This is a genomic window from Phyllobacterium ifriqiyense, from assembly GCF_030817885.1.
Classification (GTDB): Bacteria; Pseudomonadota; Alphaproteobacteria; order Rhizobiales; family Rhizobiaceae; genus Phyllobacterium; species Phyllobacterium ifriqiyense.
In genome coordinates this window covers 187,240-210,239 of sequence record NZ_JAUSZT010000002.1, presented here as the reverse complement: position 1 = coordinate 210,239, position 23,000 = coordinate 187,240, and the positions used below count along the sequence as shown (strand labels likewise).

The 23,000-nt window shown below is 52.3% G+C and carries 24 protein-coding genes and 2 pseudogenes; 18 read left to right on the top strand and 8 right to left on the bottom strand.

Annotated features, from left to right (window positions below; genetic code table 11):
- Positions 1 to 30 precede the first annotated feature (30 nt).
- Positions 31 to 1,230 (bottom strand): ROK family transcriptional regulator, encoded by a 1,200-nt coding sequence (locus QFZ34_RS02625; RefSeq protein WP_307276540.1) that lies wholly within the window; start codon positions 1,228 to 1,230, stop codon positions 31 to 33.
- A 211-nt stretch (positions 1,231 to 1,441) separates the two neighbouring features.
- Between QFZ34_RS02625 and QFZ34_RS02620 the strand changes: the two genes are divergently transcribed.
- The 4 genes from QFZ34_RS02620 to QFZ34_RS02605 all read left to right on the top strand — a co-directional run bounded on the left by QFZ34_RS02620 (position 1,442) and on the right by QFZ34_RS02605 (position 5,697).
- Positions 1,442 to 2,743, top strand: coding sequence for an ABC transporter substrate-binding protein (locus QFZ34_RS02620; RefSeq protein ID WP_307276536.1), 1,302 nt, complete (start codon positions 1,442 to 1,444; stop codon positions 2,741 to 2,743).
- A gap of 82 nt (positions 2,744 to 2,825) precedes the next feature.
- The gene (locus QFZ34_RS02615; RefSeq protein WP_307276532.1) at positions 2,826 to 3,767 is read left to right on the top strand and encodes a carbohydrate ABC transporter permease; all 942 of its coding nucleotides are present in this window, start codon (positions 2,826 to 2,828) and stop codon (positions 3,765 to 3,767) included.
- Positions 3,760 to 4,608, top strand: a complete 849-nt coding sequence (locus QFZ34_RS02610; RefSeq protein ID WP_307276529.1) for a carbohydrate ABC transporter permease — start codon at positions 3,760 to 3,762, stop codon at positions 4,606 to 4,608. The genes QFZ34_RS02615 and QFZ34_RS02610 overlap by 8 nt, the downstream gene beginning before the upstream one ends.
- A 15-nt stretch (positions 4,609 to 4,623) precedes the next feature.
- Positions 4,624 to 5,697, top strand: a complete 1,074-nt coding sequence (locus QFZ34_RS02605; protein WP_307276525.1) for an ABC transporter ATP-binding protein — start codon at positions 4,624 to 4,626, stop codon at positions 5,695 to 5,697.
- A gap of 158 nt (positions 5,698 to 5,855) precedes the next feature.
- On the opposite strand, the gene QFZ34_RS02600 is transcribed toward QFZ34_RS02605, so the two are convergent.
- Positions 5,856 to 6,080, bottom strand: coding sequence for a type II toxin-antitoxin system RelE/ParE family toxin (locus tag QFZ34_RS02600; RefSeq protein ID WP_307278849.1), 225 nt, complete (start codon positions 6,078 to 6,080; stop codon positions 5,856 to 5,858).
- 59 nt (positions 6,081 to 6,139) lie between these two features.
- The gene (locus QFZ34_RS02595; RefSeq protein WP_307276523.1) at positions 6,140 to 6,394 is read right to left on the bottom strand and encodes a type II toxin-antitoxin system ParD family antitoxin; all 255 of its coding nucleotides are present in this window, start codon (positions 6,392 to 6,394) and stop codon (positions 6,140 to 6,142) included.
- Positions 6,395 to 6,831: 437 nt separating this feature from the next.
- Here QFZ34_RS02595 and QFZ34_RS02590 point away from each other — a divergent pair, with 437 nt between their 5' ends.
- Positions 6,832 to 8,214 (top strand): phospholipase D-like domain-containing protein, encoded by a 1,383-nt coding sequence (locus tag QFZ34_RS02590; protein WP_307276522.1) that lies wholly within the window; start codon positions 6,832 to 6,834, stop codon positions 8,212 to 8,214.
- On the opposite strand, the gene QFZ34_RS02585 is transcribed toward QFZ34_RS02590, so the two are convergent.
- Positions 8,165 to 9,127, bottom strand: a complete 963-nt coding sequence (locus QFZ34_RS02585; protein WP_307276520.1) for a lysylphosphatidylglycerol synthase domain-containing protein — start codon at positions 9,125 to 9,127, stop codon at positions 8,165 to 8,167. The two genes, QFZ34_RS02590 and QFZ34_RS02585, sit on opposite strands and share 50 nt — an antisense overlap.
- A gap of 38 nt (positions 9,128 to 9,165) precedes the next feature.
- On the opposite strand from QFZ34_RS02585, the gene QFZ34_RS02580 reads away from it, so the two are divergent.
- Positions 9,166 to 9,933, top strand: a complete 768-nt coding sequence (locus tag QFZ34_RS02580) for an endonuclease/exonuclease/phosphatase family protein (RefSeq protein ID WP_307276518.1) — start codon at positions 9,166 to 9,168, stop codon at positions 9,931 to 9,933.
- Between the two features lie 366 nt (positions 9,934 to 10,299).
- Here QFZ34_RS02580 and QFZ34_RS02575 read toward each other — a convergent pair whose 3' ends face one another.
- Positions 10,300 to 10,560 carry a hypothetical protein gene (locus QFZ34_RS02575; protein ID WP_307276515.1) on the bottom strand — a complete coding sequence of 87 codons (261 nt, stop codon included), beginning with the start codon at positions 10,558 to 10,560 and terminating at the stop codon, positions 10,300 to 10,302.
- A gap of 210 nt (positions 10,561 to 10,770) precedes the next feature.
- On the opposite strand from QFZ34_RS02575, the gene QFZ34_RS02570 reads away from it, so the two are divergent.
- The 3 genes from QFZ34_RS02570 to QFZ34_RS02560 are packed head-to-tail and all read left to right on the top strand — an operon-like array spanning position 10,771 to position 14,240.
- Positions 10,771 to 11,628, top strand: a complete 858-nt coding sequence (locus tag QFZ34_RS02570; RefSeq protein WP_307276511.1) for an SDR family oxidoreductase — start codon at positions 10,771 to 10,773, stop codon at positions 11,626 to 11,628.
- 12 nt (positions 11,629 to 11,640) lie between these two features.
- The gene (locus tag QFZ34_RS02565; protein ID WP_307276508.1) at positions 11,641 to 13,272 is read left to right on the top strand and encodes an alpha-amylase family protein; all 1,632 of its coding nucleotides are present in this window, start codon (positions 11,641 to 11,643) and stop codon (positions 13,270 to 13,272) included.
- The gene (locus QFZ34_RS02560; protein WP_307276504.1) at positions 13,272 to 14,240 is read left to right on the top strand and encodes a TIGR03885 family FMN-dependent LLM class oxidoreductase; all 969 of its coding nucleotides are present in this window, start codon (positions 13,272 to 13,274) and stop codon (positions 14,238 to 14,240) included. The genes QFZ34_RS02565 and QFZ34_RS02560 overlap by 1 nt, the downstream gene beginning before the upstream one ends.
- A 47-nt stretch (positions 14,241 to 14,287) precedes the next feature.
- Here QFZ34_RS02560 and QFZ34_RS02555 read toward each other — a convergent pair whose 3' ends face one another.
- On the bottom strand, positions 14,288 to 14,527 hold the full coding sequence (locus QFZ34_RS02555) for a DUF982 domain-containing protein (protein WP_307276500.1): 240 nt from the start codon (positions 14,525 to 14,527) through the stop codon (positions 14,288 to 14,290).
- Positions 14,528 to 14,750: 223 nt separating this feature from the next.
- Between QFZ34_RS02555 and QFZ34_RS02550 the strand changes: the two genes are divergently transcribed.
- The 3 genes from QFZ34_RS02550 to QFZ34_RS02540 all read left to right on the top strand — a co-directional run bounded on the left by QFZ34_RS02550 (position 14,751) and on the right by QFZ34_RS02540 (position 15,757).
- On the top strand, positions 14,751 to 15,068 hold the full coding sequence (locus QFZ34_RS02550) for a hypothetical protein (RefSeq protein WP_307276497.1): 318 nt from the start codon (positions 14,751 to 14,753) through the stop codon (positions 15,066 to 15,068).
- A 171-nt stretch (positions 15,069 to 15,239) separates the two neighbouring features.
- The gene (locus tag QFZ34_RS02545; RefSeq protein ID WP_307276494.1) at positions 15,240 to 15,569 is read left to right on the top strand and encodes a hypothetical protein; all 330 of its coding nucleotides are present in this window, start codon (positions 15,240 to 15,242) and stop codon (positions 15,567 to 15,569) included.
- Positions 15,545 to 15,757, top strand: coding sequence for a hypothetical protein (locus tag QFZ34_RS02540; RefSeq protein ID WP_307276489.1), 213 nt, complete (start codon positions 15,545 to 15,547; stop codon positions 15,755 to 15,757). Before QFZ34_RS02545 ends, QFZ34_RS02540 begins: the two co-directional genes overlap by 25 nt.
- Before the next feature lie 216 nt (positions 15,758 to 15,973).
- Here the strand turns inward: QFZ34_RS02540 and QFZ34_RS02535 are convergent, their stop codons facing one another.
- Both QFZ34_RS02535 and QFZ34_RS02530 read right to left on the bottom strand, forming a co-directional pair.
- Positions 15,974 to 16,144, bottom strand: a complete 171-nt coding sequence (locus QFZ34_RS02535) for a hypothetical protein (protein ID WP_307276486.1) — start codon at positions 16,142 to 16,144, stop codon at positions 15,974 to 15,976.
- Between the two features lie 59 nt (positions 16,145 to 16,203).
- Positions 16,204 to 16,914, bottom strand: a complete 711-nt coding sequence (locus tag QFZ34_RS02530; protein ID WP_307276483.1) for a Crp/Fnr family transcriptional regulator — start codon at positions 16,912 to 16,914, stop codon at positions 16,204 to 16,206.
- A gap of 147 nt (positions 16,915 to 17,061) precedes the next feature.
- On the opposite strand from QFZ34_RS02530, the gene QFZ34_RS02525 reads away from it, so the two are divergent.
- From QFZ34_RS02525 to QFZ34_RS02500, 6 genes and pseudogenes are all read left to right on the top strand, one after another.
- Positions 17,062 to 17,346, top strand: coding sequence for a hypothetical protein (locus QFZ34_RS02525; RefSeq protein ID WP_307276480.1), 285 nt, complete (start codon positions 17,062 to 17,064; stop codon positions 17,344 to 17,346).
- Positions 17,347 to 18,245: 899 nt separating this feature from the next.
- The gene (locus QFZ34_RS02520) at positions 18,246 to 20,036 is read left to right on the top strand and encodes a YbhB/YbcL family Raf kinase inhibitor-like protein (protein ID WP_307276477.1); all 1,791 of its coding nucleotides are present in this window, start codon (positions 18,246 to 18,248) and stop codon (positions 20,034 to 20,036) included.
- Positions 20,037 to 20,590: 554 nt separating this feature from the next.
- Positions 20,591 to 21,040 carry a hypothetical protein gene (locus QFZ34_RS02515; RefSeq protein WP_307276474.1) on the top strand — a complete coding sequence of 150 codons (450 nt, stop codon included), beginning with the start codon at positions 20,591 to 20,593 and terminating at the stop codon, positions 21,038 to 21,040.
- A gap of 194 nt (positions 21,041 to 21,234) precedes the next feature.
- Positions 21,235 to 21,423, top strand: a pseudogene (locus tag QFZ34_RS02510) (hypothetical protein); the annotation flags it as partial.
- Between the two features lie 178 nt (positions 21,424 to 21,601).
- A complete protein-coding gene (locus QFZ34_RS02505; RefSeq protein ID WP_307276472.1) occupies positions 21,602 to 22,447 on the top strand; it encodes a type IV toxin-antitoxin system AbiEi family antitoxin domain-containing protein in 846 nt (281 codons plus the stop codon).
- 37 nt (positions 22,448 to 22,484) lie between these two features.
- Positions 22,485 to 22,709: pseudogene (locus tag QFZ34_RS02500) on the top strand (helix-turn-helix domain-containing protein); the annotation flags it as partial.
- Between the last annotated feature and the right edge of the window lie 291 nt (positions 22,710 to 23,000).

The window sequence follows — 23,000 nt, the reverse complement described above, 5'->3', positions numbered from 1 at the left end:
TCCTCCCTTGGATTGTTCTAACTTTGCATGTCAGAGCGCCGGGCCCGTGGTGCTCCATGGCGACTCGTAAAGCTCGTGAAGTGCGACTGCCGCAGCGCCCTGCGCCCACAGTTCATCACTCGAATTATGAAAAACCAATTCAGCAACGCCCTTGAGCGATGGCGGAACGGCCGTTTCATAGGCGTCCTGAAGTGCATTGATGAAAGGCGCGCCCAACTCCAGACTGGAGCCAACAATGATAACGAGCGGCGGTGCAAACAAAGTAACTATGTTGGCAAGCGTCACGCCAACAGCGCTTCCTGCACGGATGGCAGCGTTGATCAGTTCATTGTCTTCCGCCTTCACTAGCGTCTGCGCATGTTGCATGCCGCGCCCAAGACGGATCGCTTCCGCGAAGCGTCCATCGGCAGATCTCGCCCCGAGAATGGCATTTTCCCCCGCCTGACTTGCCAGCCGCACCGTGCCCGCCGATCCCGCGCTCAGCACAAGATCACCCAAATTGTGGCTGAGGCCTCCCGCTCCGCGAAACAACTGGTTGTCATGCAGCACACCGAGGCCAAGCGTTTGTTCGAGCGAGATCAGAACCATGTCGTTAAGATCACGAGCGCTTCCAAACCAGTGATGCGCCAACGTAACAGCATGGGCATCGCTTTCGATCATCGTCGGAGCGCCAAGGCGGCGGGTCATCTCGTCGGCAAAATCGACATTTATCTCGCGAAAAATTGGACTGCTGCGAATCCGCCCGGTGCGGTGTTCGATCACGCCCGGCAAACCGAGGCAGACCATATCAACGTCTTCCAACGAAAGCCCGGCATCCACAACGCAGCGCCTGACGCCATCCTCCACCAGATCGGCAATCACCCCGATTGGCTGGCGGTCCACCCTGATGGGCAATGACAGCGTGGAAAGAACGTCGCCGCAAAAATCGGTGACAACAAACATCATCCGGCTGGCCGCGATCTTTGCACCAACCACCCGCGCCGCTTCCGGGTTGAGTTTGAGCATCACCCGAGGGCGACCACGCACACCCTCGGTGCGAATGTCCCCCTCGTGGCGGGTGAGGATGAGTCCATCATCAAGCAGTGACGCCGTGATGGCGGAGACTGTCGTTGTTGAAAGCTGAGTTCGCCCACTGATCTCGATCCGTGAGATCGGGCCATGACGACGCACGGTATCGAGCACGCTGAAGCGGTTGATTGCCCGCATGAGTTCTGGGTCGGCGGTTTTCATAAGATCCTGCTGCAATGACACCAATATTGACGTTGAACACGGCGTATTTTTATCGGGTAACGGATTAAATAACAGGCGCTGCCTAGGGTATGTCAAGCCAATATGCCAATATATCTCCTGTTTTAGCTTGACATTGAGCCAAGGCTCAGCTGAATTAATCCGTATAGGGGAATAATTTGTGAGGAATTTCCCCCATGGGAGGAATATGATCATGACTTATATGCACGAAGGCGCAAGCCTTCGCGACAAGCTGATTACTTTTGCCGCCACAACAAGCATGACGCTTATGCTCGGCGCAACCAGCTCCGCAGCAGCAGTTGTAAAGTGGATGCACGTTGAACTGGACCCGAAAGCCGTGGCCGTCTGGGAGGAGATCGCCACCGCATATGAAGCGCAGCATCCTGATGTGGATATTCAACTGCAGTTCCTCGAAAACGAGGCGTTCAAGGCGAAGCTGCCAACCCTTCTGCAGTCTGATGACGTACCCGATTTATTTTACAGTTGGGGTGGTGGAGTTTTGCAGGAACAGTCCAAGACCGGCTCCCTGCAGGATATAACGGCAGCCTTTGACGCGGATGACGGCAAGCTGCGCAACGCTTATAATTCGGCTGCCATCACCGGCCTGAGCTTTGATGGCAAGCTCTGGGCCGTGCCTTACAGGGTCAGCCTCGTTAGCTTCTTCTACAATAAGGAGCTGTTCGCTAAGGCTGGCGTGAAGGCAGAAGACATCAAAAACTGGTCCGATCTCGGCAGCGCTGTGACAAAGATCAAGAGCGCTGGTGTGGTGCCTATCGCCGGTGGTGGTGGCGAGAAGTGGCCTATCCACTTCTATTGGAGCTATCTTGTAATGCGCAACGGCGGACAGAAGGTGTTCGAAGCTGCACGCACTGGCGAGGGCGAAGGTTTCATGGACCCGGCTATCATCAAGGCTGGCGAACAGCTTGCAGAATTCGGCAAGCTGGAGCCTTTTCAGCCGGGTTATCTTGGCGCTTCCTGGCCACAAGCACTTGGTGTATTTGGCGATGGCAAAGCAGCGATGATCCTTGGTTTCGACAATACCGAAGCCAACCAGCGCAAGAATGCCGGTGACGGCAAAGGTCTTGCGCCGGACAATATTGGCCGTTTTGCCTTTCCGGCCGTTGAAGGCGGTGCGGGTGCTGCAACCGATACACTCGGCGGCCTGAACGGCTGGGCCTTGACCAAGAATGCCTCAAAAGAGGCGATCGACTTCGCCACCTTCCTGACAAATACCGACAACGAGAAGAAAATGGCACAGGCTGGCATGATCCTGCCAGTGGCAGTGGGTGCGGAAGCTGGTGTGACCAATCCTTTGCTGGCAGATTCGGCAAAACAGCTTGCGGCCTCCACCTGGCACCAGAACTTTTTCGACCAGACCCTGGGCGCGGCCATCGGTCGTGTGGTCAATGATGTCTCGGTGGAAATTGTTTCCGGCCAGATGACTTCGGAGGAAGGCGCTCAACAGATCCAGGACGCTTTCGAGCTGGAACAATAAGCTTGATGAGCAAGTCTCCCGCGCAATGGCTTGTGCGACCGCTTCGGGAGACTTGACTGGCCCGAACCGCAAGGCGGATCACATGACCAATACATCTATAACTACGGCGGCAGCGCCAACCATCATGAAAGCAGCAAGAAGCAGGAGAAAGCAAAGCTCGGTTGCACACGACCGAAAGTTGACCCTCCTGATTTTCCTGCCTCCGGCCCTTCTGCTGTTTACAATCTTCGTCATCCTGCCCATGGGCGAAGCCGCTTGGTACAGCCTTTATAAATGGAACGGTTACGGTACTCCTACAGAATTTGTCGGACTGCGTAATTTCCAGATTCTGTTTGGCAACGCTGCCTTTTCACAGGCGCTGATCAACAACGGCTTGATCATTATTGTATCGATCTGCATCCAAGTTCCATTGGCTATCTGGCTGGCGATGATGCTGGCGCACCGTATTCCGGGCGTCGTGGCCTTCCGCCTGATCTTCTTTCTTCCCTACGTACTGGCGGACGTCGCTGCTGGTCTGATCTGGCGCTTCGTTTATGACGGCGACTACGGCCTGTTCGCCGCTATATCCAACTTCTTCGGCTTTGCCACGCCCTATGTGTTGGCCGACCGAGATTTGGCAATCTATGCCGTGCTGGCAGTCGTCGTGTGGAAATATTTCGGCTTCCATATGATGTTGTTTATTGCTGGCCTGCAGTCGGTCGACAAGAACGTGCTGGAAGCTGCTGAAATCGACGGCGCAACGGGGTGGCAGAAGTTCCGCTACGTCACATTGCCCATGCTGGGCTCGACTTTGCGCTTGTCGATCTTCTTTGCGGTCGTCGGCTCCATCCAGCTGTTCGACATGATCATGCCCCTGACCGGTGGCGGACCTTCAAACTCCACCCAGACGATGGTGACCTTCCTCTATACTTATGGCGTCATGCGCATGCAGGTCGGCCTTGGAAGTGCTGTCGGTGTGGTGCTGTTCGTCATATGCGTCACGCTCGCATTCGGGTATAAAAGGATTTTCATGCGCCATGACTGATGCAAGCACCTCCGTCCGAATATCCATCCAGACGCGCATCTATCTTTATGCGTCGCTGACTCTGATTGCCGCTATCGTGCTGGTCCCATTGCTGACAACGGCTTTGGGCGGCTTCAAGACTCTTGGTGATCTTCGCGTCAATCCTTTCGGCCTGCCGTCGGAATGGCAATGGTCGAACTATACCGGCATTCTGCTCGGCCAGAGATACTGGTTGCAGATTTTCAACTCGCTCGTCATTGCCGCTTTGACTGTATTCCTGACCGTCGTAGCCTCGTCGATGGCGGCCTTTACGTTTGCACATGTGAAGTTTTTCGGCTCATCCTTCCTGTTGAACTACTTCCTGCTCGGATTGATGTTTCCTGCAGCGACGGCAATTCTGCCGTTGTTCATTCGGATCCGGGATCTGGGTCTGCTCGATACCTATTGGGGGGTTGTGCTGCCACAGGTGGCCTTTGGCCTCGGCATGAGCATACTTCTTTTCCGCAATTACTTCCGTAACCTGCCGGAAGAACTGTTCCAGGCCGCCTTTGTTGATGGCTGCGGTTATCTGAAATTTTTTTGGTATATCTCTGTGCCGCTTTCCCGGCCGATCATTGCTACGGTGAGCATTGTGTCTTTTGTCGGCAGCTGGAACAGCTATATCCTGCCATTGATCATGCTCAACTCGGAGTCAAAATATCCCTGGCCGCTCGGCATCATGGTTTATCGGGGCGAATTCGGCACTGAATGGCAGCTTGTACTGGCATTCATCACGATGACGATACTGCCAACGATTATCGTCTTCTTCCTCGCCCAGAAACACATCATCGCTGGCCTGACGGCTGGTGCGGTCAAATCCTGATAATTGAAGGTCGAAATGGCATCTGTCGAACTGAGAAATTTGCGCAAGACCTATGGTTCACTCGACGTGATCCACGATGTCTCCCTGGCCGTCAACGATGGTGAATTCATAGCCCTCGTTGGCCCTTCAGGCTGTGGCAAATCTACATTGCTGCGCATGATTGCCGGCCTGGAGGAGATCACCGGCGGTGATGTGATGATCGGCGGGAATGTCGTCAACGACATGACGCCACGAGAGCGCAACATCGCCATGGTGTTCCAGTCTTATGCACTTTACCCGCATATGACTGTCGCTGAAAATATGGGTTTCAATCTTAAGCTGGCAGGTGAAACCAAACCGGCCATACAGGCGCGCGTTACCGAAGCAGCCCGGATGCTTGACCTGACGGCATTTCTCGATCGCAAACCCTCGCAACTCTCCGGCGGTCAGCGTCAGCGCGTTGCCATGGGCCGCGCGGTCGTCCGTAATCCCGCCGTATTCCTGTTCGACGAGCCTTTATCGAACCTGGACGCAAAACTGCGCGTGCAAATGCGCTCCGAGATCAAGACGCTACACCAGAATGTTGGCACTACGTCCATCTATGTTACCCATGACCAGATCGAAGCCATGACGCTCGCCGACCGTATCGTCGTTCTCAATCATGGCAAGATCGAGCAGGAGGGCACACCGCTGGAACTGTACAAAACCCCAGCCAATATCTTCGTTGCGGCTTTCATCGGTTCGCCGGCCATGAACCTCGTGGAAGGCGTGATCGACAGCGACAATGGGAAACCGGCTGCACGTCTGAGCGATGGAACGGCGGTCGTCTTGTCGCAAGATCGTCGCATCAAGCAAGGTCAGGCGGTAACCATAGGCATTCGTCCTGAACATTTCAGCACAACGTTGGCCGGAGAAACGACCTTTGCCGGAAACACGCTGCTGGTGGAACCGACCGGAGCCTACATCCATGTTGTTTTTGATCTCGCAGGCAAGCCGGTCACAGCCATTGTGGATGGAGAGCACCCGGTCAAACAGAACACGGTCTTTTCAACCGGCATCAGTCGCGAGCGCGTGCATGTCTTCGACAGAACGACAGGCCTGTCGCTATAACGCGTTCCTCACCCTTTATGAGAACTGAACCATCGATCCTAACAAAATGCGGAGATGATTCAGCGGCATAATAGCAGCTTAAGAATGTCAGGCCGTCTGTCACATTCCCAGGGTGATTACTCTAAAAGTTACTGCGCTCGTCTGTTCAATCGGCGATCCTAAGCAGATTCGCTGGCCCAGTCTTCGTGTCCATGGCGTATTCGGATCACGAAAATGGTTTCGCTCTCTTCGACGCGGTAGACAATCAGATGGGCTTTGAACGGAACCGGAGGCGAAATCTCTTCTCGCTCACGCGCCATTCGGGGATTGGCGGCGATCAGTTCAAGTACCGCGAACAAGTCGTCATGGTACCGCCTAGCCTGTAGAGTTCCGAACATGCGGATACCTTGCTAGGTGAAGGCAATGATGTCCTCTTCCGCTTCGACAGAAAGGCTAAAAGGCATTAGCTGCTGCCGCGCGCCGTTTCCGTGCGCGCGACAGCCGCAGCGAACAGCTCGTCCTTCGACCGGCCGCCAACACCACTGTTGAGACCGTCATCAACGAAGCGTTGCATGGCAACGATCTTATCACTACGCGTTTGGTCCCTTCGAATCAGATCGCGCACATAGTCACTAGCATTGGAGTATCGCCCGGTCCTTGCCTGGGCTTCGACCCAATCTTTCATTGGGTCCGGTAGAGACACGTTCATAGTAGCCATTCAAACCTCCGTTGGCGCCCGGATTAACTGAGTTTGGCAAAGTTTGTCAAACTTGATCCTTTTAAGACACGACGCTTCAGGCGGGCAGAGTTCATTCTAACCCCATGGCCGCGATATAGGCCTCTTCCGGATCGACGTTGGCTTCCACGGAATAAGGAAGCGGAACGATATGGGGCGAAGCTGGCGCCGGCACGATGGATTGCGGTGAGCAAGCGCGATTTGAAGGGGCGCGCACAGGCTCGGTTCGTCTATTGGGCTTTGGAACCAATGGGCGAAGCCGGAGTTTGAGGAATGGAAGAAATCAGAATGAAAGTATTAGTTTGACATTCTCGGTTGAACGCGGACCTTCCTACGAAAAAACACTTCTACCACCCGTGCGCTCCGTTATAACGCTTGGAGGCAACGCGTGGCGCCAAGTTCGTGCGCAGCGCGTTGCAATGCTGGTCGACGCTGCAAATTACTACCGCCATTTAGAAAACGCTTTTCTAAACGCACAACAATCGATCCTGATCGCGGGATGGGATTTCAATGGGCAGATTATTTTGTGTCCTGATCGATGCGATGCGGAACAGCTCGGCAACTTCCTGCGCCACCTGGTTGATAGGAGACCGGAACTTGTCATTCACATCCTGGTATGGGCGAGCGGACCCATTTATTCCGCAAGGCAAATGCGGTTTTTTCCGCAAGAACCATGGTCGGATCATCCTCGCATCAAGCTTTGTTACGACAGCCGTCACCCATGGCGGGGCAGTCATCATCAAAAGATCGTTTGCATCGACGATTCTCTGGCCTTCTCGGGTGGCATTGACCTAACCATCCATCGCTGGGACACATCCGACCATTTGGTCAATGACCCTCGTCGCAAACATGGTGACGGCAAATATGATCCTGTTCATGATGTTCAAATTGCAGTTGATCACGACGCAGCCAAATCATTGGCTGATCTCGTACGAGAGAGATGGTTGGCGTGCAATGGGTCCAGTATCCCGGCGCTCGGCACGATCGTAGACCGATGGCCAGAGAAACTGGTGCCGGATCTGCGTGACATCGACGTCTCGATCGCGCGCACGATGCCGGGATCTTTACTGAAACGCGGAATTCGCGAAATTGAGCGGTTGAACGAAGAAGCATTAAAATCGGCGCGTCGTTTCATCTATATCGAAACGCAGTACCTTACATGCCGTAGAACTGGGGAATTGCTTGCGCGCAGGTTGGGCGAACCTGAAGGACCCGAGGTCACGATTGTCGTTCCTAAAGAAAGTCACGGAGGATTGGAAAGCATTTTCATGGGAGGCAATCGCAAGCGACTCCTTCGTCGCCTGCGACGCGCCGATGCATACAACCGGCTACGCGTTGTTTATCCGTCAATACGAGCCCCCGATACCTTCGAGGACGTCCCTATTTTTGTCCACTCCAAAGTTATGGTTATCGACGACGTCTTCCTCCGGGTTGGATCATCCAATTTCAACAATCGCTCCCGAGGCATGGACAGCGAGTGCGACCTGGCCCTGGAAGCATCGTCTCAAACTGAACGCGCAGCTATAATAAGGATGCGCGACTCGCTCATCGGAGAACACCTTGGCCTGAAGTCCGGTGCCGTGGGCGACCACATCCGGAAATCGGGATCCATCACCTCGCTAATTGATCTTAAGCATGAGAGGCAGCGCCGTTTGTTGCCAGTCTCCGTGGGACGGGAAAGCGGGTCTGAAAAAACGGTCCCGCTAACAGTCCTTTTCGACCCTAAAGAGCCCTTGCAACCTCTTCAATCAATCATGAAGCTTGCGCGCGGGCTGTGGTCGCGGCTGTGGGCTTGGTCTTGAGCGGGTGAGTTCGGAAAAAGCGCTCTGAAATACCAAATAATAAGAGCCCGAGCGGTAACGGCATGAAGAAATAGACGGCCCGGAAAGCGATGACTGCTCCGATTGTTGCTGCTTGTGGTAACAAAAACTGCGTTGTAGCCTCCAGGACGCCGAGACCGCCGGGGACGTGACTGGCCACCGCCGCTCCGTTGGCAATTGCATAGACCGTCGACACATCCCAATAACTGACATCCTGATAAGCCAGAATAAGTTCATGAAGACCGGCGGCGATGAACGAGAAATTTAGTGTGCCCAAAAGAATTTGAGCGATAGCTAAACGGGCTGTCGGCAACTTGAAAGTCCAGTGCCAGACGTTGAGGGGTCGTCGAAGTTGCCAACACAGAGTAACGAATATCATCAAGATCAACAGAATGGACAATCCGACCGTCACTACCCAACCACGACTCAGTCCAGTAATTTTGGCAGCTGAATCCGAGCTGACCAGCATGGAAACCCCACACAAGGTAAGAAGGCCAAGGGCAACTGTCAGTCCTGAGAACAAAACTACCTTGGCGACGTCTTCTGTCCCAAGTCCCCACCTTGAATAAAAGCGATAGCGGATTGCTCCGCTGCTCAGCGCCGATAACCCGACATTGTGGCCGATTGAGAGGCTGACAAAAGACGTCAGCGCGACGCGACGATAAGGCAAGGGCTTGCCGGCATATATCAACCCAAGTGCGTCGAAGCCCGTAAGGCATGCGTAATTTAACGCTGTAAAGATAATGGCCATCGCCAAATGCTGGAAGGGGATGACGCCGAGCGATCGTGCAATTTCATCTGCGCTGTAGCGACTGACGCTGCGATAGATAAGCCACAAGGACAAGGCGATCGCCACCGCAACCAACAGATTCACAACTGCTTTACGCCACATCATAGTTTCCCGCTCTGCTGTAAGTTTGACTTTTCGTTGATGTGAATGGAACGGAAGGCGGGCAAGTAGGTTCCTCATCTGGACAGTGCGGGAGCAAGCCAATCAGGATACTAACTTACAATGTACACAGTTGTGTTGGCGGTGATGGACAGCCCTCGCCCACACGCATTGCCGAGGTAATCGCGGCATATAATCCCGATGTGGTGGCGCTTCAGGAACTGGATGTCGGTCGAAGCCGCACCGGATTAGTGGATCAAGCGCAAGCAATTGCCAAGCATTTAGGTATGAGGCTTTTTTTCAATCCGACAGTTACGATCGCCGAGGAACAATACGGCGACGCGATCCTGACAACGCTGGACATGCGCCTCATAAAGGCAGATGCATTGCCATCCATTGGTGAAAGACGTGGTGCACTCTGGGTTGAGATCCAACACAGGGGAAAACGCATCAATGTAATCAATACCCATTTGGGACTGTCACGGCGCGATCGATCCGCGCAAGTCGCCGCACTCCTCGGTCCGAGATGGATGGGAAACGTCGACCGAAAATCCCCCAGAATCCTGCTTGGCGATTTCAACGCTCTGCCCTCTTCCATGGCTTACAAGCAAATTACCAGAGAGTTCGCAGATGTTTGGGCTCATTTCGCAGCTCGCCCGAAAAAGACGTTTCCATCACGCCTACCTTTGCTGCGCATCGATCATATTTTTTCAGATCGTCAGCTCGAGGTTGGAGAAGTCGGTGTCGGGGACACCTGGTTGGCGAAAACGGCATCCGATCACCTTCCTCTTTTTGCCGAATTTCATATTTAGCTTCCAACACACAGTCGCAGAGGATCGGCTTTCTGGATTTCCAAACCAAACCCATTGGATGTAACCGCCACCCCACATTGAAGCTCAAAAATATTACCCTACCAGAAACACAAAGCTAATTGCTAAAACTATGAAAAGCGGGGCGACTCGATCCGAAAGACGTCCGGATAACGGTTATGAAAGAAATTTCGCAAAAATCACTGCGGGAAAGCCACCCTCACTTGGGAAGAGCAGAGCAGCTTATCACGGCGTTCACGCGAGCGCCTTTCGTTCTAAGACGAGGCGCCGTCCCAACACTTGTACTCCAACATGTTGTTGGGCGGTCTACCTATCCGTAGGACCATTGTTTTCTTAGCAACAGACCACTCATTCGAAGTTTATAAATTTAATTTTTCCCTCCGTCCCTGAACCCGCCAATTGGCCTTTTAATTCCTGACCGTCAGCTAGACGCAACACAACTTCATCCGAGGGGTAGAGAGATTTTAACTTCCCAATGTCGTCTAACATCAACGTCGCAACCGTGTCGGACTGCAGCGCGTCTTTGCCCTTTTTGATTGTATATGTAACAGGCAGTTCCGTTTGTCCGCTTCGCAGTATTCCCGATCCTTTAGCTCCATCCAAAGTCATATTCCAATCTCCATTTTATCAATTGCGTCGCACTAAAAAAGCGCGATCGCTTTAACTAGAACCTCTCCATTTCGCTGAAGTTCCCTGCAAATCACGAATTGTGGAACCTTATCGGCATCAAGGGATTGGACATCACTCCAGCTCGTCAGAAGCGGAGCTTGTTTTGTTTCCGTTGAGCTGTAGTCAACCGAGATATTCTGCGAGGCCACTATGTTAAATTATCCCAAGCCACCATTTGACACGCCCAAACAGTCAATGCCCGGGTTAAGCAAAGAGATGAATCCCGTGCCGGACCACGGTGAAAATTCGTACAAAGGCTCGGGAAAATTGACGGGAAAGCGAGCGATTATCACAGGGGGCGATAGCGGGATCGGCCGGGCCGTGGCGATTGCATTTGCCCGCGAAGGTGCTGACGTCTTAATTTCGTATCTGGAAGAAGATGGGGACGCTGAGCAGACTTCGAAACTCGTTGAAGAAGCCGGTAGAAAGGCAGTGCTCGTTCGTGGTGACATCCAGAATGCGGATCATTGCCGACATATTATTGATGTCGCCGTCGAGGAGTTTCAAGGTATCGATATTCTGGTCAACAATGCTGCCCACCAGGCAACCTTCAAGCATATTGAGGATATCCCCGATGAGGAATGGGAACTCACATTCCGGGTGAATATCCATGCGATGTTCTACCTGACGAAGGCAGCTGTTCCCCATATGCCGTCAGGTAGTTCCATCATAAACACTGCATCCATAAACTCCGACAACCCCAACCCTAGCTTGCTGGCATACGCCACGACAAAGGGTGCGATACAAAACTTTACGGCGGGCCTCGCGCAGTTGCTCGCCGAGAAAAACATTCGAGCTAATGCAGTTGCGCCCGGCCCCGTCTGGACCCCGCTAATACCTTCAACCCTACCCGAAGACAGCGTGCGAACGTTTGGCGAGCAGGTCCCGATGAAACGGCCGGGTCAGCCAGCGGAATTGGCGACGACCTACGTCATGCTTGCCGATCCGCTGTCGAGTTATGTTTCGGGAGCAACAATCGCTGTCACGGGCGGTAAACCCATTATCTAATGGTGACAGCTCATGACCAAGCACTGGTATCAGGAAGCTGTTTTCTATGGGATCGACGTGCAAAGATTTGCGGACGGCAATGGTGATGGGATAGGCGACTTTATCGGGCTGTCGCAAAAGCTCGAATACATACGGGAACTTGGAGTCACCTGTATCTGGCTACTGCCATTTTTCGGCTCGCCCGACCGGGACAACGGCTATGATGTGAGCAACTTCATGGCCATCAACCCCAAAGTTGGAACTTGGAACGACTTTCTAGCTTTCCTTCATCGCGCCGGTGAGTTTGGCATCCGCGTTATAATCGATCTGGTTATCAATCATACCTCAGACGAACATCCGTGGTTTCAAGCAGCCCGCCGTGATGAAAAATGCCGTTACCGCAACTATTATGTATGGAGCGGAGATCCTCCCCCCATCGCTCCTGACACTGTATCCATTTTCCCCGGAGAGGAAGCTACAGTATGGACCTATGACGAGGTCGCCCGATCCTACTATTTCCATAAGTTTTATCACTTCCAGCCAGAATTGAATATCGCCAACCCGCAAGTCCGCGAAGAAATACTGCGTATCATTGATTTCTGGCTCGCATTCGGGGTTAGCGGTTTCCGGGTGGATGCAGCGCCGCTATTGATAGGTGACAATGGATTAAAACACGCGAATCCACATGACCCGCATGGGGTACTTCGTGATTTGGCCAGCTATGTCGCAGAGCGACGACCAAGCGCCGTGCTTTTGGGCGAAGTCAACATGCCTTTGGATCAAACCAAGGCCTATTTTGGCGATAGCGACCAACTGCATCTCATGTTTAACTTCCAGTTAGCCTGTCACATATTTGCAGGACTTGCCTTGGAATCTGCGGAACCTATCAATAAAGCGATAGGCGTTATTCCAGATCCGCCACCGGGCTGCGGCTGGACAAACTTTTTACGCAATCTCGATGAACTTGATTTCTCGCAGGTATCGAGTGACCTGAAGAAACAGGTCTTTGAAGCTTTCGCTCCATCAAAATCAATGCAGGTTTACGGCAGGGGAATCCGACGAAGGATTGCCCCGATGTTCGATGGTAATCCTCGGCGAATATTACTCGCTTTCAGTCTTATTCTCTCCATGCGCGGGCCTCCACTATTTGTTTATGGCGACGAGATTGGGCTTGGTGAAAACCTGGAAAATGAGGGTCGCAATGCCGTGAGAGTGCCGATGCAATGGACAGCGGGTCGCAACGGAGGTTTTTCTGAAGCAAAAGGAGCAGATTTGATCCTCCGGCCTAAGCGGGAGGGTGCGTTTGGCTATCGCAAGGTCAACGTCGCCAATCAGCAAGGAGACCCAAACTCTGTTTTGGGTGGAATAAAGAAGCTCATAAAAATTCGGCGTAAAAGTACTGTGTTAAGCGAGGGGCGTATGACTGTGTGCCATACCAGTGAACGGTCAGTGTTCGCGCATGCTTTTGAGGACGGGCAGTCTCAACTTCTTATCACCCATAATCTATCAAGTGCTCCTGTGAACACGACGATAGAGCTCAATAATCTCAAAGTGGAATCGACCGTAAACCTCATGACCGGAAACAAGGTTGCCTGGGAACATCCACTGAAGGTCAAACTGCCCCCTTATGGCTATTGTTGGTTGCAGTTCGAAAGAAAATTATAATGGCCTTTATCGGATATCATGCTTCTCATGAGCAGTTTGCCCCAGGCGAGCTTCTCGAACTGGTGCAAAAAGCCGAGGGTGCAGGGTTTTCAGGTGTGATGTCATCTGATCATTTTGCTCCGTGGAGCAAGCGCCAAGGACAGTCGGGTTTTGCATGGGCGTGGTTGGGTGCAGCCATGCAAGCTACCCACATACCTTTCGGACTGATTACTGTTCCTGGCGGGTGGCGTTACCATCCCGCGATATCCGCCCAAGCAGCGGCAACGCTGGCTCAAATGTATCCCGGAAGATTTCCATGGCTTGCCGTTGGAAGTGGAGAAGCTCTTAATGAGCACGTCATTGGCAGTGGTTGGCCCAATAAAACCACGCGCAACAATCGACTGGTCAGCGCCTCGGAAATACTAAAAAAACTGTGGCTGGGAGAGACTGTGAGCTCGACCAATCCCATACCAATAGACCAAGCAAAACTCTACACCCAGCCCGACTCGCCTCCGCTAATTATCGCAGCGGCACTTTCGGAAGAAACGGCTGCTTGGGCCGGTGATTGGGCAGACGGCCTTATTACGGTCAATCAGGATATGTCGACCCTGCGTGCAATAATTTCAGCATTTCGCGGCGCCGGCAATCAGGGGCCGATCTTTCTCCAGCTACATGTATCTTACGCCAGCAACGACGAACTGGCACGAGCACATGCTTTCGATCAATGGCGAAGTAACTCAATCTCTTCCGAGGAAGCCGAAGAGATAAAACTTACCGAAGAGTTCGATAGACTATCCGAAACTGTTACTCCGGGCGATCTTGATAAGAACGTACGAATTTCATCTGAACCAGAACTGCATATCAGTTGGCTACGCGAATATTTGAGTTTGGGATTTGAACAAATCTACGTTCATAATGTCGGCCGAAATCAAACCGAATTCATTGAAGCTTATGGAAAACACGTTCTTCCGCTGCTCAAGGACAGCTGAGCCCGCTTTTGGCCAAGGCAAACTGCCTCCCGCCTCTGTCATTTGATTTAGTTTTCCGCCAAAATGCCCGCATCCTCAGCGGCATCGTAAAAAATCTGACGCGCAGTGGCTGGTGTTATTTTACCGGCCAAGGCTTCCACGCAGGCCTGTTCTGCCAAGGCTCGCTTTGGGGTCTCGCCGGGCCAGAGGCTGTATAAAAAGCCCAGTGCGTCGGCAACTGTATCGATCACATGGATTTCACTAGGGCTTGGACCTTCGACGCGGACAGGCGCAAATTCTTCGGACATAAGCTTTCTCCTTCAAAAATGACGAACCTCGACCTTGCGAGTAAGTTCCCGTCCACTGGCGGACAGAAGTCGGTGATTGCGGAACATCCGGCGACAGGATCGCATTTCACCTGTGTTGTCGGTGTTGTGGATACTCCACCGCCAGCGTGGGCTCGGTGCCTTCCCTCCCACAACGATGACGGGCACCGAGCCTTTCCACAAGCGTATTCACAGGAGAGGACTGGTGTCTTTCTCAAACTTTCGAGAACTAGGATATACCGACATCCATGAGCAGATATTGTCAGAAGCGTATCGCCTCGCTTCTCACAGTTTGAATCGTCACCCCCAAAACCACGAACACGGTGAGCGGATGGCTCAGACAATCATCGACTTCTATTATCGGGGAATTCGGGATCCCGGCGTGCTGAGCACACTGGCGGCGAACAGGGAAAAAGCGCTCGAGATTAAAGCCGCCAAACTGGCGCGGCGAACGGAAAGGTTGGCAAGGATCGGACGCAGAAAAGGAAGATCGCGGAAGCAGCAAGAACATCGGGCCGAGTAAGCGTCTGCTGCATTCTCAGCCCACAGCCTTAGCTTTGTCCACTTCTGGACTAAGGGTAGATTGTTTTAAATCGAAGCGTACACTCAATGCGGCACCGACACAAAGCATTGAACTGGCGGTTGATGCTTGAGAGATGTTACGTGCTCTTCGCCTAGTGGGAGGAGCACGATCATGCCTTTTCGCAGACAGGTCTACACCAATAAATATTCATCCCTCGACTGGGATATAATGGCGAAAGCCTATGAACTCGCCATACAACACATTGGGAAAAATCCATCCTTGCAACGCGACCGGCTGGCGCGGGGCATCATGACATTCTTCGACAGCGGCGTACATTGTGCGAGCACGTTAAGTTCCCTGGCAATGAGCCGGGAAATGAGCTTGATCGATATTGCACGCACACGCAACGTTCCTGCCTGTTGCGATGATGATATCGCCCTCGAGGATGGAATCTATTTCATGGAGGCGACAGGGAAATGGAAAGACTCGACCACAAGCTGAACTGCACGAATTGCGGCACGATTTATCTTGAAATACCCAAAGACGTGGCAAGTCATACCCCTGTATATTGCAGCACTTGCGGCGGACTGATGGGACGTTGGGATGAATTGGTGCGTGATTATAATCAACAGGGCGGCCAGGACGGTGTGTTTTCATTACACGATGGTCAGATAGATCGAATTGATTAAGAACTGATCTGAGCGGCTCCCGCTCACAGACCCGTGGGGAATATCACCCGATCAGGTTAGCCGTCCGTCCGCTACGCTGGTGCCGCCATATCCAAACGCGCCTTCAAAGCAGGCATCTCGCAGCGCCGCGACGTTCAAAACGGTCTTCCGAGTATAATGCTGCCGAAGTCAGAGAAAGCTAGTTGACTTTGGTCTTGGTCGCATGTGTTGCAATGCCTATCGCTTCTTTTGTTCGGCTTCTTCTAACCGTTTCAAAAACTTCTCGAACTCATCATCATTCGGAGCTACGGCAAAGCTGCTCTGCATTGCCTCTTTGAATTCGCGATTTTTTAGCTGCTTCTCGATCAGTCTTTTCGTTTCGCCAGTGGTTTTCTGCTTTTTGTCCACCAAAAGACACTCCGCCATTCAGCGAAGAACAATCTCATGTGGCTTATGTTCCCTGACTGTCAGACAATATTCATCAGGTTTTCATATTCCTGTTCGGCAACGCCGTAGAAACCACCGGCATCTTCAATCAATCCTGCCCGATTGAGAATTGTGATTTTGCCTCGTGATGACCTGATGTAACCCTTGCCTTCCAACACATGAAGTGTTTCCGTAACCCACGGCCTGCGTACCGCCAGCATTACCGACATGAACTCGTGGGTCAGATGTAATTCGTTCCCATTGGTGCGATCATGTACCATCAGCAACCATCGTGCCAAGCGCGTTTCGGCGTTGGCACGACCGTTAATGAGCGTTGTCGTCGCTGATTGAATAATAACAGATTGCACATAGAGTAGCAGGCGCTGGCGAAGCGTTTCGCTCGCTTCCATTGCTGTCTTGAGCTTGTCTGCCGGAATCCTGTAGCCCATACCCTCAAGCTGGATGTACACGGAGAGCGGACTGACATCGGCACCCAGTACAATAGAGGTGCCAGTCATGCCCTCCCTGCCGACAAGGCCGACTTCAATATCTTTGCCGGACGGACTCTTTACAACAATTGACGCTATGCCCGTTTCCATAAAAATCGCATGTTTGATTTTCTGTTTAGGCGTTTCGATGACATCACGCAGTTGGAAGCTGTGCAGCTCAAGATCGGGCGCCAACAAATCCAAATCTTTGGCATCCAGCCGCGAAAGCAGCCGGTTTTGGACGTTAAACCGTGTGATATCCATTCGCCTTGCTCCATTCGCCGGGAACAAGGTGCCGCTCCAGCGGTTACGAAAATGATTGAATAGACGTTTAAACAGCCGTATCAAGGGATTGTCCCTTAGAGGACGAACCCAAACGTTCTCATTTTTACAGGGTGTCAGAGAACTCCAATGCGTCAAACCGCACATTTCAGAAGGTTCTCAAGCACTGACCCTATACCCAATGATGCTGTTCGCCTAAGGATATTTCAGGACTCCTACAAGACAGTCGCTGAGGTGGAGTGGCCAACCAATGCTTTGACAGACGCTGGCGACTACTTTTATGCCACTCCGGTTGAGATCGCACTTGAGCGGGCGTTGGATGTTCAGCAGAACTACAAGTTCCGGGAAATGGTCGTCGTCATCGATGACATCAAATTATGGGATGAGACTTGGGGAGTTCTTCTCACCAAATAAAACTCGGTGTCTACTAGACTATGTGTAGACAGCTACAACTACCGAAATATAGTTCAAACTCCTCTTGGCAATGCGCGTCGATCCTGATTAACAAACTTATGGAGAGCAACGAGAGAGATAAAGCCGTGGTCAATTCTCCATCATTGGTCCCCAAATTGCCATTGAGATTTGCCGAAGAGCGAGCCTGTGCGTGCACATTCTTTTACCAATTTGAACGAATATTCGTCATCCAACTGGTAAATCGTTGGCACAAGCGTACAAATGGGCACGCGACCAGATCCGTCATACGCCCCTGGTTCAGAAAGATCGTCTCGCAAGATCGATCATGGATTGCTTTGATCGCGGCATTCATGACCCTGGCGCTTTGAGCACGATGGTGGTTAATCGGAACTAAACCTGATCAAACAGCAGAGAAGGCAAGGCACCACTGCCTCGTTCGCCTCCGAAACGCCTGGGACGGCAATGGATGATCATCGAGAGACCGCAGCGTCAGGACGGTTGATGAACTGAGTTCGGAACCATTCTGGTATTGGCAACTGATTTTTAGTTGCCATGGAATTCGCACTGACTCGCGACAGGCTTGGCGCTTCCGTCGATGCTAACCGCCACTGCAAATGAAGCGATCTTGGGGCCAGATAGGTTGGCACAGACCAGTCCTTCTTGGTTCGCCCCCCACTTGATAGCGTATTCTTCCACACAGGCAGCCACCTTCGCGAACTCGCTCCACTTGGTCTGCTCTCCATTGATTGCAGAAATCTCTTCGAGAGGGTTCCTCAGCCCGGGTTGATGAAAACATCACTTGGGAACTAAACGGCTGCCGCATGGTTAGACCGATCAGCCATGATCAACATTCCAAGGCTTTCACTTTCTTTCGCCAATGAAAAGGCCGGGAGGTTTCCATGAAGTATTACACACACACAGCCGGCCTTCTTTTGGCGGCAACGACGTTTGCCGGATCAGGCGTCGCTTGGGCGGAGGTCAAGGGAGTAGTGGGAAGAGCGTCTGACGTTGTTATTCAAGGCTCGATTCTGGAACCGGAAAAACTGCAGGTCTCTGATGACGCAGAACTAACGAAACTCATCAACGTACCAGATGGATTCAAGGTAGAGGTTTTTGCACGTGATCTGATAAATCCACGTATGCTCGCGGTTTCGAAAGCAGGCCATCTCTACGCTACACGCCGTTCCATAGGTGATGTCATCCTGCTCAAGGATGGTGACGGCGATGGCAAGTCAGACAAGCCGATAACAGTGGCAAGTCGGCCTGGGATACACGGCGTTGCCTTCGACGATGACAAGGTTTTTCTGGTAACAATCCATGACGTCTACACCGCCGGTGTAAATGCGGACGGCTCGTTTGGGCCATTGAAACGCATTATCAGCGACCTGCCTGATGCGGGCCAGCATGCGAACAGAACGATCGCAGTCGGTCCTGATGATATGCTCTACATCTCGGTAGGAAGTACCTGCAATGAATGTCAGGAAGACAATCCCGAAAATGCAACGATCCTGCGAGCAAGCAAGGACGGAACGAAAAGATCCATTTTCGCGAGCGGTTTGCGAAACACGATCGGTTTCGATTGGGAGCCCGGTTCAGGCCATCTTTACGGAATGGACCACGGCATTGATTGGCTCGGCGATGAAGTGCAAATCGAGGAATTCAATGCGCTCGAAGAAGGAAAGCGATACGGGTGGCCCTACGTGTACGGGATGAGCGGCCTCAATCCTCACATTGATCCGCCAGAAGGTATCACGCTGGAGCAATGGGCAAAAATGTCGGCTGAACCGACTTTAGGATACACCGCTCACAGCGCTCCCATGCAAATGACCTTTTATAACGGCAAATCCTTCCCGGCGGAGTTGAGGGGCGATGCTTTTGTCGCGATGCGGGGGTCGTGGAACCGTAGACCACCAAGCGGCTACGAAGTAGTTCGCGTCAATTTTCAGAATGGAAAACCGGTTGGCTTCGAGAAATTCCTCGATGGCTTCCTACTGCAACAGGCAAATGGCAAGTATGGATATCTTGGACGATTGTCTGGTTTGGCCGTTGGCAAGGATGGTTCGCTCTTTGTAGCGGATGACAGCAATGGCATTGTTTACCGGGTCTCGCACGAGGGAGCGGTAGATAGCGCTGACAGCGCCGTTTCGGTCCCCGATATCGCGAAGAAAAAACCTGAATCCAAAGTCGCTTTTGATCTGATAAACAGCGCGAAGAATGACGCTATCATGGTCAAATCAGCGTTCAACGATGGCCAACCAATTCCTCTCGCGTACGCTTTGGATGGGGATAATGCCTCACCACCGCTAGAATGGGACAGTGCGCCCGCGGGAACGAAATCGTTTGTCCTGATAGTCGATGATCCGGATGCGATGGAACCCAGGCCCTTTACGCATTGGGTTGCGTATGACATTCCTGCAAAAACCAAAAAGTTACGTGAGGGCGTTCCCGGAAGTCCTGTTCTCGCTGAGCCTAAGGCGATGAAACAGGGAGCCAACAGCTCGGGCTCGATAGGCTATACAGGGCCGAAACCGCCTGTGGACGATCCGGTCCATCACTACCACTTTCAAGTGTTCGCTTTGGACGTCGAAAGCCTTGGTATCGATCCTGGCGCCAACCGCGAAAAGGTCATGGATGCGATGGAGGATCACGTGCTGGCAGCGGGCAGGATCGTGGGGACATTTGAACGTTAGGATGGTTCGCCGACTTGCTTGTTCCGGAATCAGCGGAGAACCCCGGCACCTCTAATGAAATGAGCCCCCTCCCTTCACGGGAGTTCACCCAACAATATCCGTTGGAGATTTGACCTGCACGATTATCCGACAACGCCATTTCGGACCAGGACCAACCGAGGTCCGGGAAAACTGGCGCTCAATGGAAGGATGGACAATTTTGTGCCCTTGATCGGCTTCTTGGTCGATACGGGTAATGCATTGCAGGCGATCTCGCCAACAAAGCTGACATTCGCGCACGCTACCAAGATATAGACCTATGGTTCGCGGATGCTCTGGTCAGTAACGCTGGAATTTACCTTGGAAAGAGTTGGAGCGGCATCAGGATCACGGAGCATTTTTCCTCTGGACATTAGCTGTACAGTCGATAATTTCCCAGAAGAACACCGCGTCCATCGGAAGGCAGCTATCCCTAGCGAAATTGAGGGAGACAGCTTCATAATTTGTTGCAATAGTCGGTCATATAAATGGTAGGGAGATGACCTGCACCAATGCATTGGATCAGGCGGGGCAAAGTGCATGCGACGAACATTGTTATCGCAGTCTCGCTTGCTGCAGCCCCATCAGCGTTTTCTGATATGAGTTTGACGAGGCCTGCTCGCTGGATTGAGCATGACATTGCGATAAATCAGCTATCCATTGATCATAAGTCTTCACTTCCTATTGGTGGACGTTTCATCTGTTCGGTCGAGCAGGACGAGGACAGAATGGTTAAAGCACTTGTAAAAAAAGGACTGTCTGTAGCGGATAGTGACCAATGCGAAATCATTGCATTTCAACGTGTGTCGACGGACGTAGTTAACGTGCGCGAAACGATTGGGTATATGCTTCAGATCGCTGGAGAGTTGGACTACCGCCTCATCTCGGTTGAAGCCGGCGATTTTGAAAGCGGTAATGCTACCATTCTTGCCAGCGAAGAAGGATATATACCCTGGTGGCAAAAAACAGCGCCAACTTCCAACTGATCGATCGGTTTGTGAGAAGCACCATGTGGCAGGCAAACCTGGATGCTGAATCCATTGAGGCAATTGTCTTTTGTCTCGACAATCGGGAGTACGAAATGGCTTTCGAAGGTTTGTTTTTGGAGCTCATCAATTCGGGGAAAACCTTAAAACTCAACACCAATGAATGTATGGCCTTCGCCCTGCACAGGTTCGTCCCGGTTCCATTTATAGCCGATGATATTATGGAAACCTTCGATGAGCCGAGATCAGAGGAAGTCTTCCGGCTGTTGGCCGAGATGGCGAACATCGGCCAGGTGATCTATCTCACCCACTACAAGCATCTTTGTGACATCGCCCAAAAAGTGGTGCCGATAGTGCGGATTCACGAAATACGACTTAGATAAAACGGCCAGAAGACTGGACCTCAAGCCCGTGGGCTTCAATATGCATTCAATCGGCCCTCGAGCTGAGAGAACCGACACACTTTGAGCTTGTCTTGTTTTGTCAATGCAAGATGTACATGAACGCCTGAGGTTAAAGTAAACTTGATATTTCCTTTGAACTCATCCCATAACGTCCATTATGGATGGACAATCGACGCCAAAGCTAAAGTACCTTATCCAATCAGTCCCACCGGGCTTCATTGTCGATACGGCTTGGACGGCACGCCACGCGATCTCGCGGCAATCCGTATCGGCGTATATTAAACAGGGCTGGCTCGGGCGGATCGCGCCAGGCGTCTACCGACGCCCGTTTTCGGCAATAGAAACAACGGAATCGGTCACGGGCTGGAAAATCCCTCTGTTGTCCGCGCAATGGATCATGGGACATGCATTCCATGTTGGAGGTATGACCGCGCTTGGTCTGCGAGGCCATTCTCACTACCTGCAGCTTGGCGGCGATACACGCGTGTACCTTTATGGTTGCGACATCCCGGACTGGCTTGTGACATTGGCAACCGACGCCAAGTTCGTCCGGCGAAGTCATAGACTGTTCGCGGACGAGAACAACGGCATCGAGGACAGCGAATTCACCCTCTCCGATACTCCAGATGAGGAACTGGCCATGAGCCCGTGGCGATGGCCTATCAAAATGTCGTCTGCAGAGCGAGCGATACTGGAGATTCTCGATGAACTTCCGAAGAACGAGAGCTTTCACAACATCGACATGGTGTTTGAGGGAATGGTCAACCTGCGCCCGAAACTATTGACGACGCTGTTGACCCAGTGCCGCAGCGTAAAGGTGAAACGCCTGTTCTTCGTCTATGCCGACAAGCATGCGCATGCGTGGCTAAAGCATATCGACCGATCGCAGATTGATATAGGACGCGGCGATCGAGCACTCGTCCCAGGCGGGAGGCTCCACCCGAACTATCGCGTAACGGTCCCTGCAGACCTGCTGCCAAAGAAAAATATCGATGGCGCGTGATCACTATATGCAGCAGGTCGAACTGCTGGTCCGGACGTTGGGCGAGAACTCGCTCGCTCGCCTCGTTCAACAGGAAACAGGCTGGACCTTCGGCCGTTGGCGACGGGAGTTGCAGTTGATCATCGCGCTAAGGAGCCTGGCTGCTGGCGCGACAGTGCAAAAGATTTCGGGCGGATATGAATCGGTGTCCGCGTTCATCACTATGTTCAAGAAAGCGCTAGGCACATCGCCGGCTAAATATCTCAAGAACTTCGACCAATGATCATCAGCGTCAAAAAATTAAGTTGCCGATATTAGCCTCTTGGTAGAAACACGAAGCATAGAGAAGAATGCTCGCCCACTCTTGGTCGGAGCGCGTTGGGCGGTCGTGCGGGAGTCATCGTTATAGCAAATTTCATCGCATCAAAATGACAACGAAAGTTATTGCTTTCACTATCTCTTGCAGACACAACGCAAGATGATTGAGCGTATCAGGCGGCGTCTCGATAACGGTTTTGAAAAACCGTTCCGCCAAGACTGGCCCAGGATTTGGCAGCTCGAGGCATCACTTCAT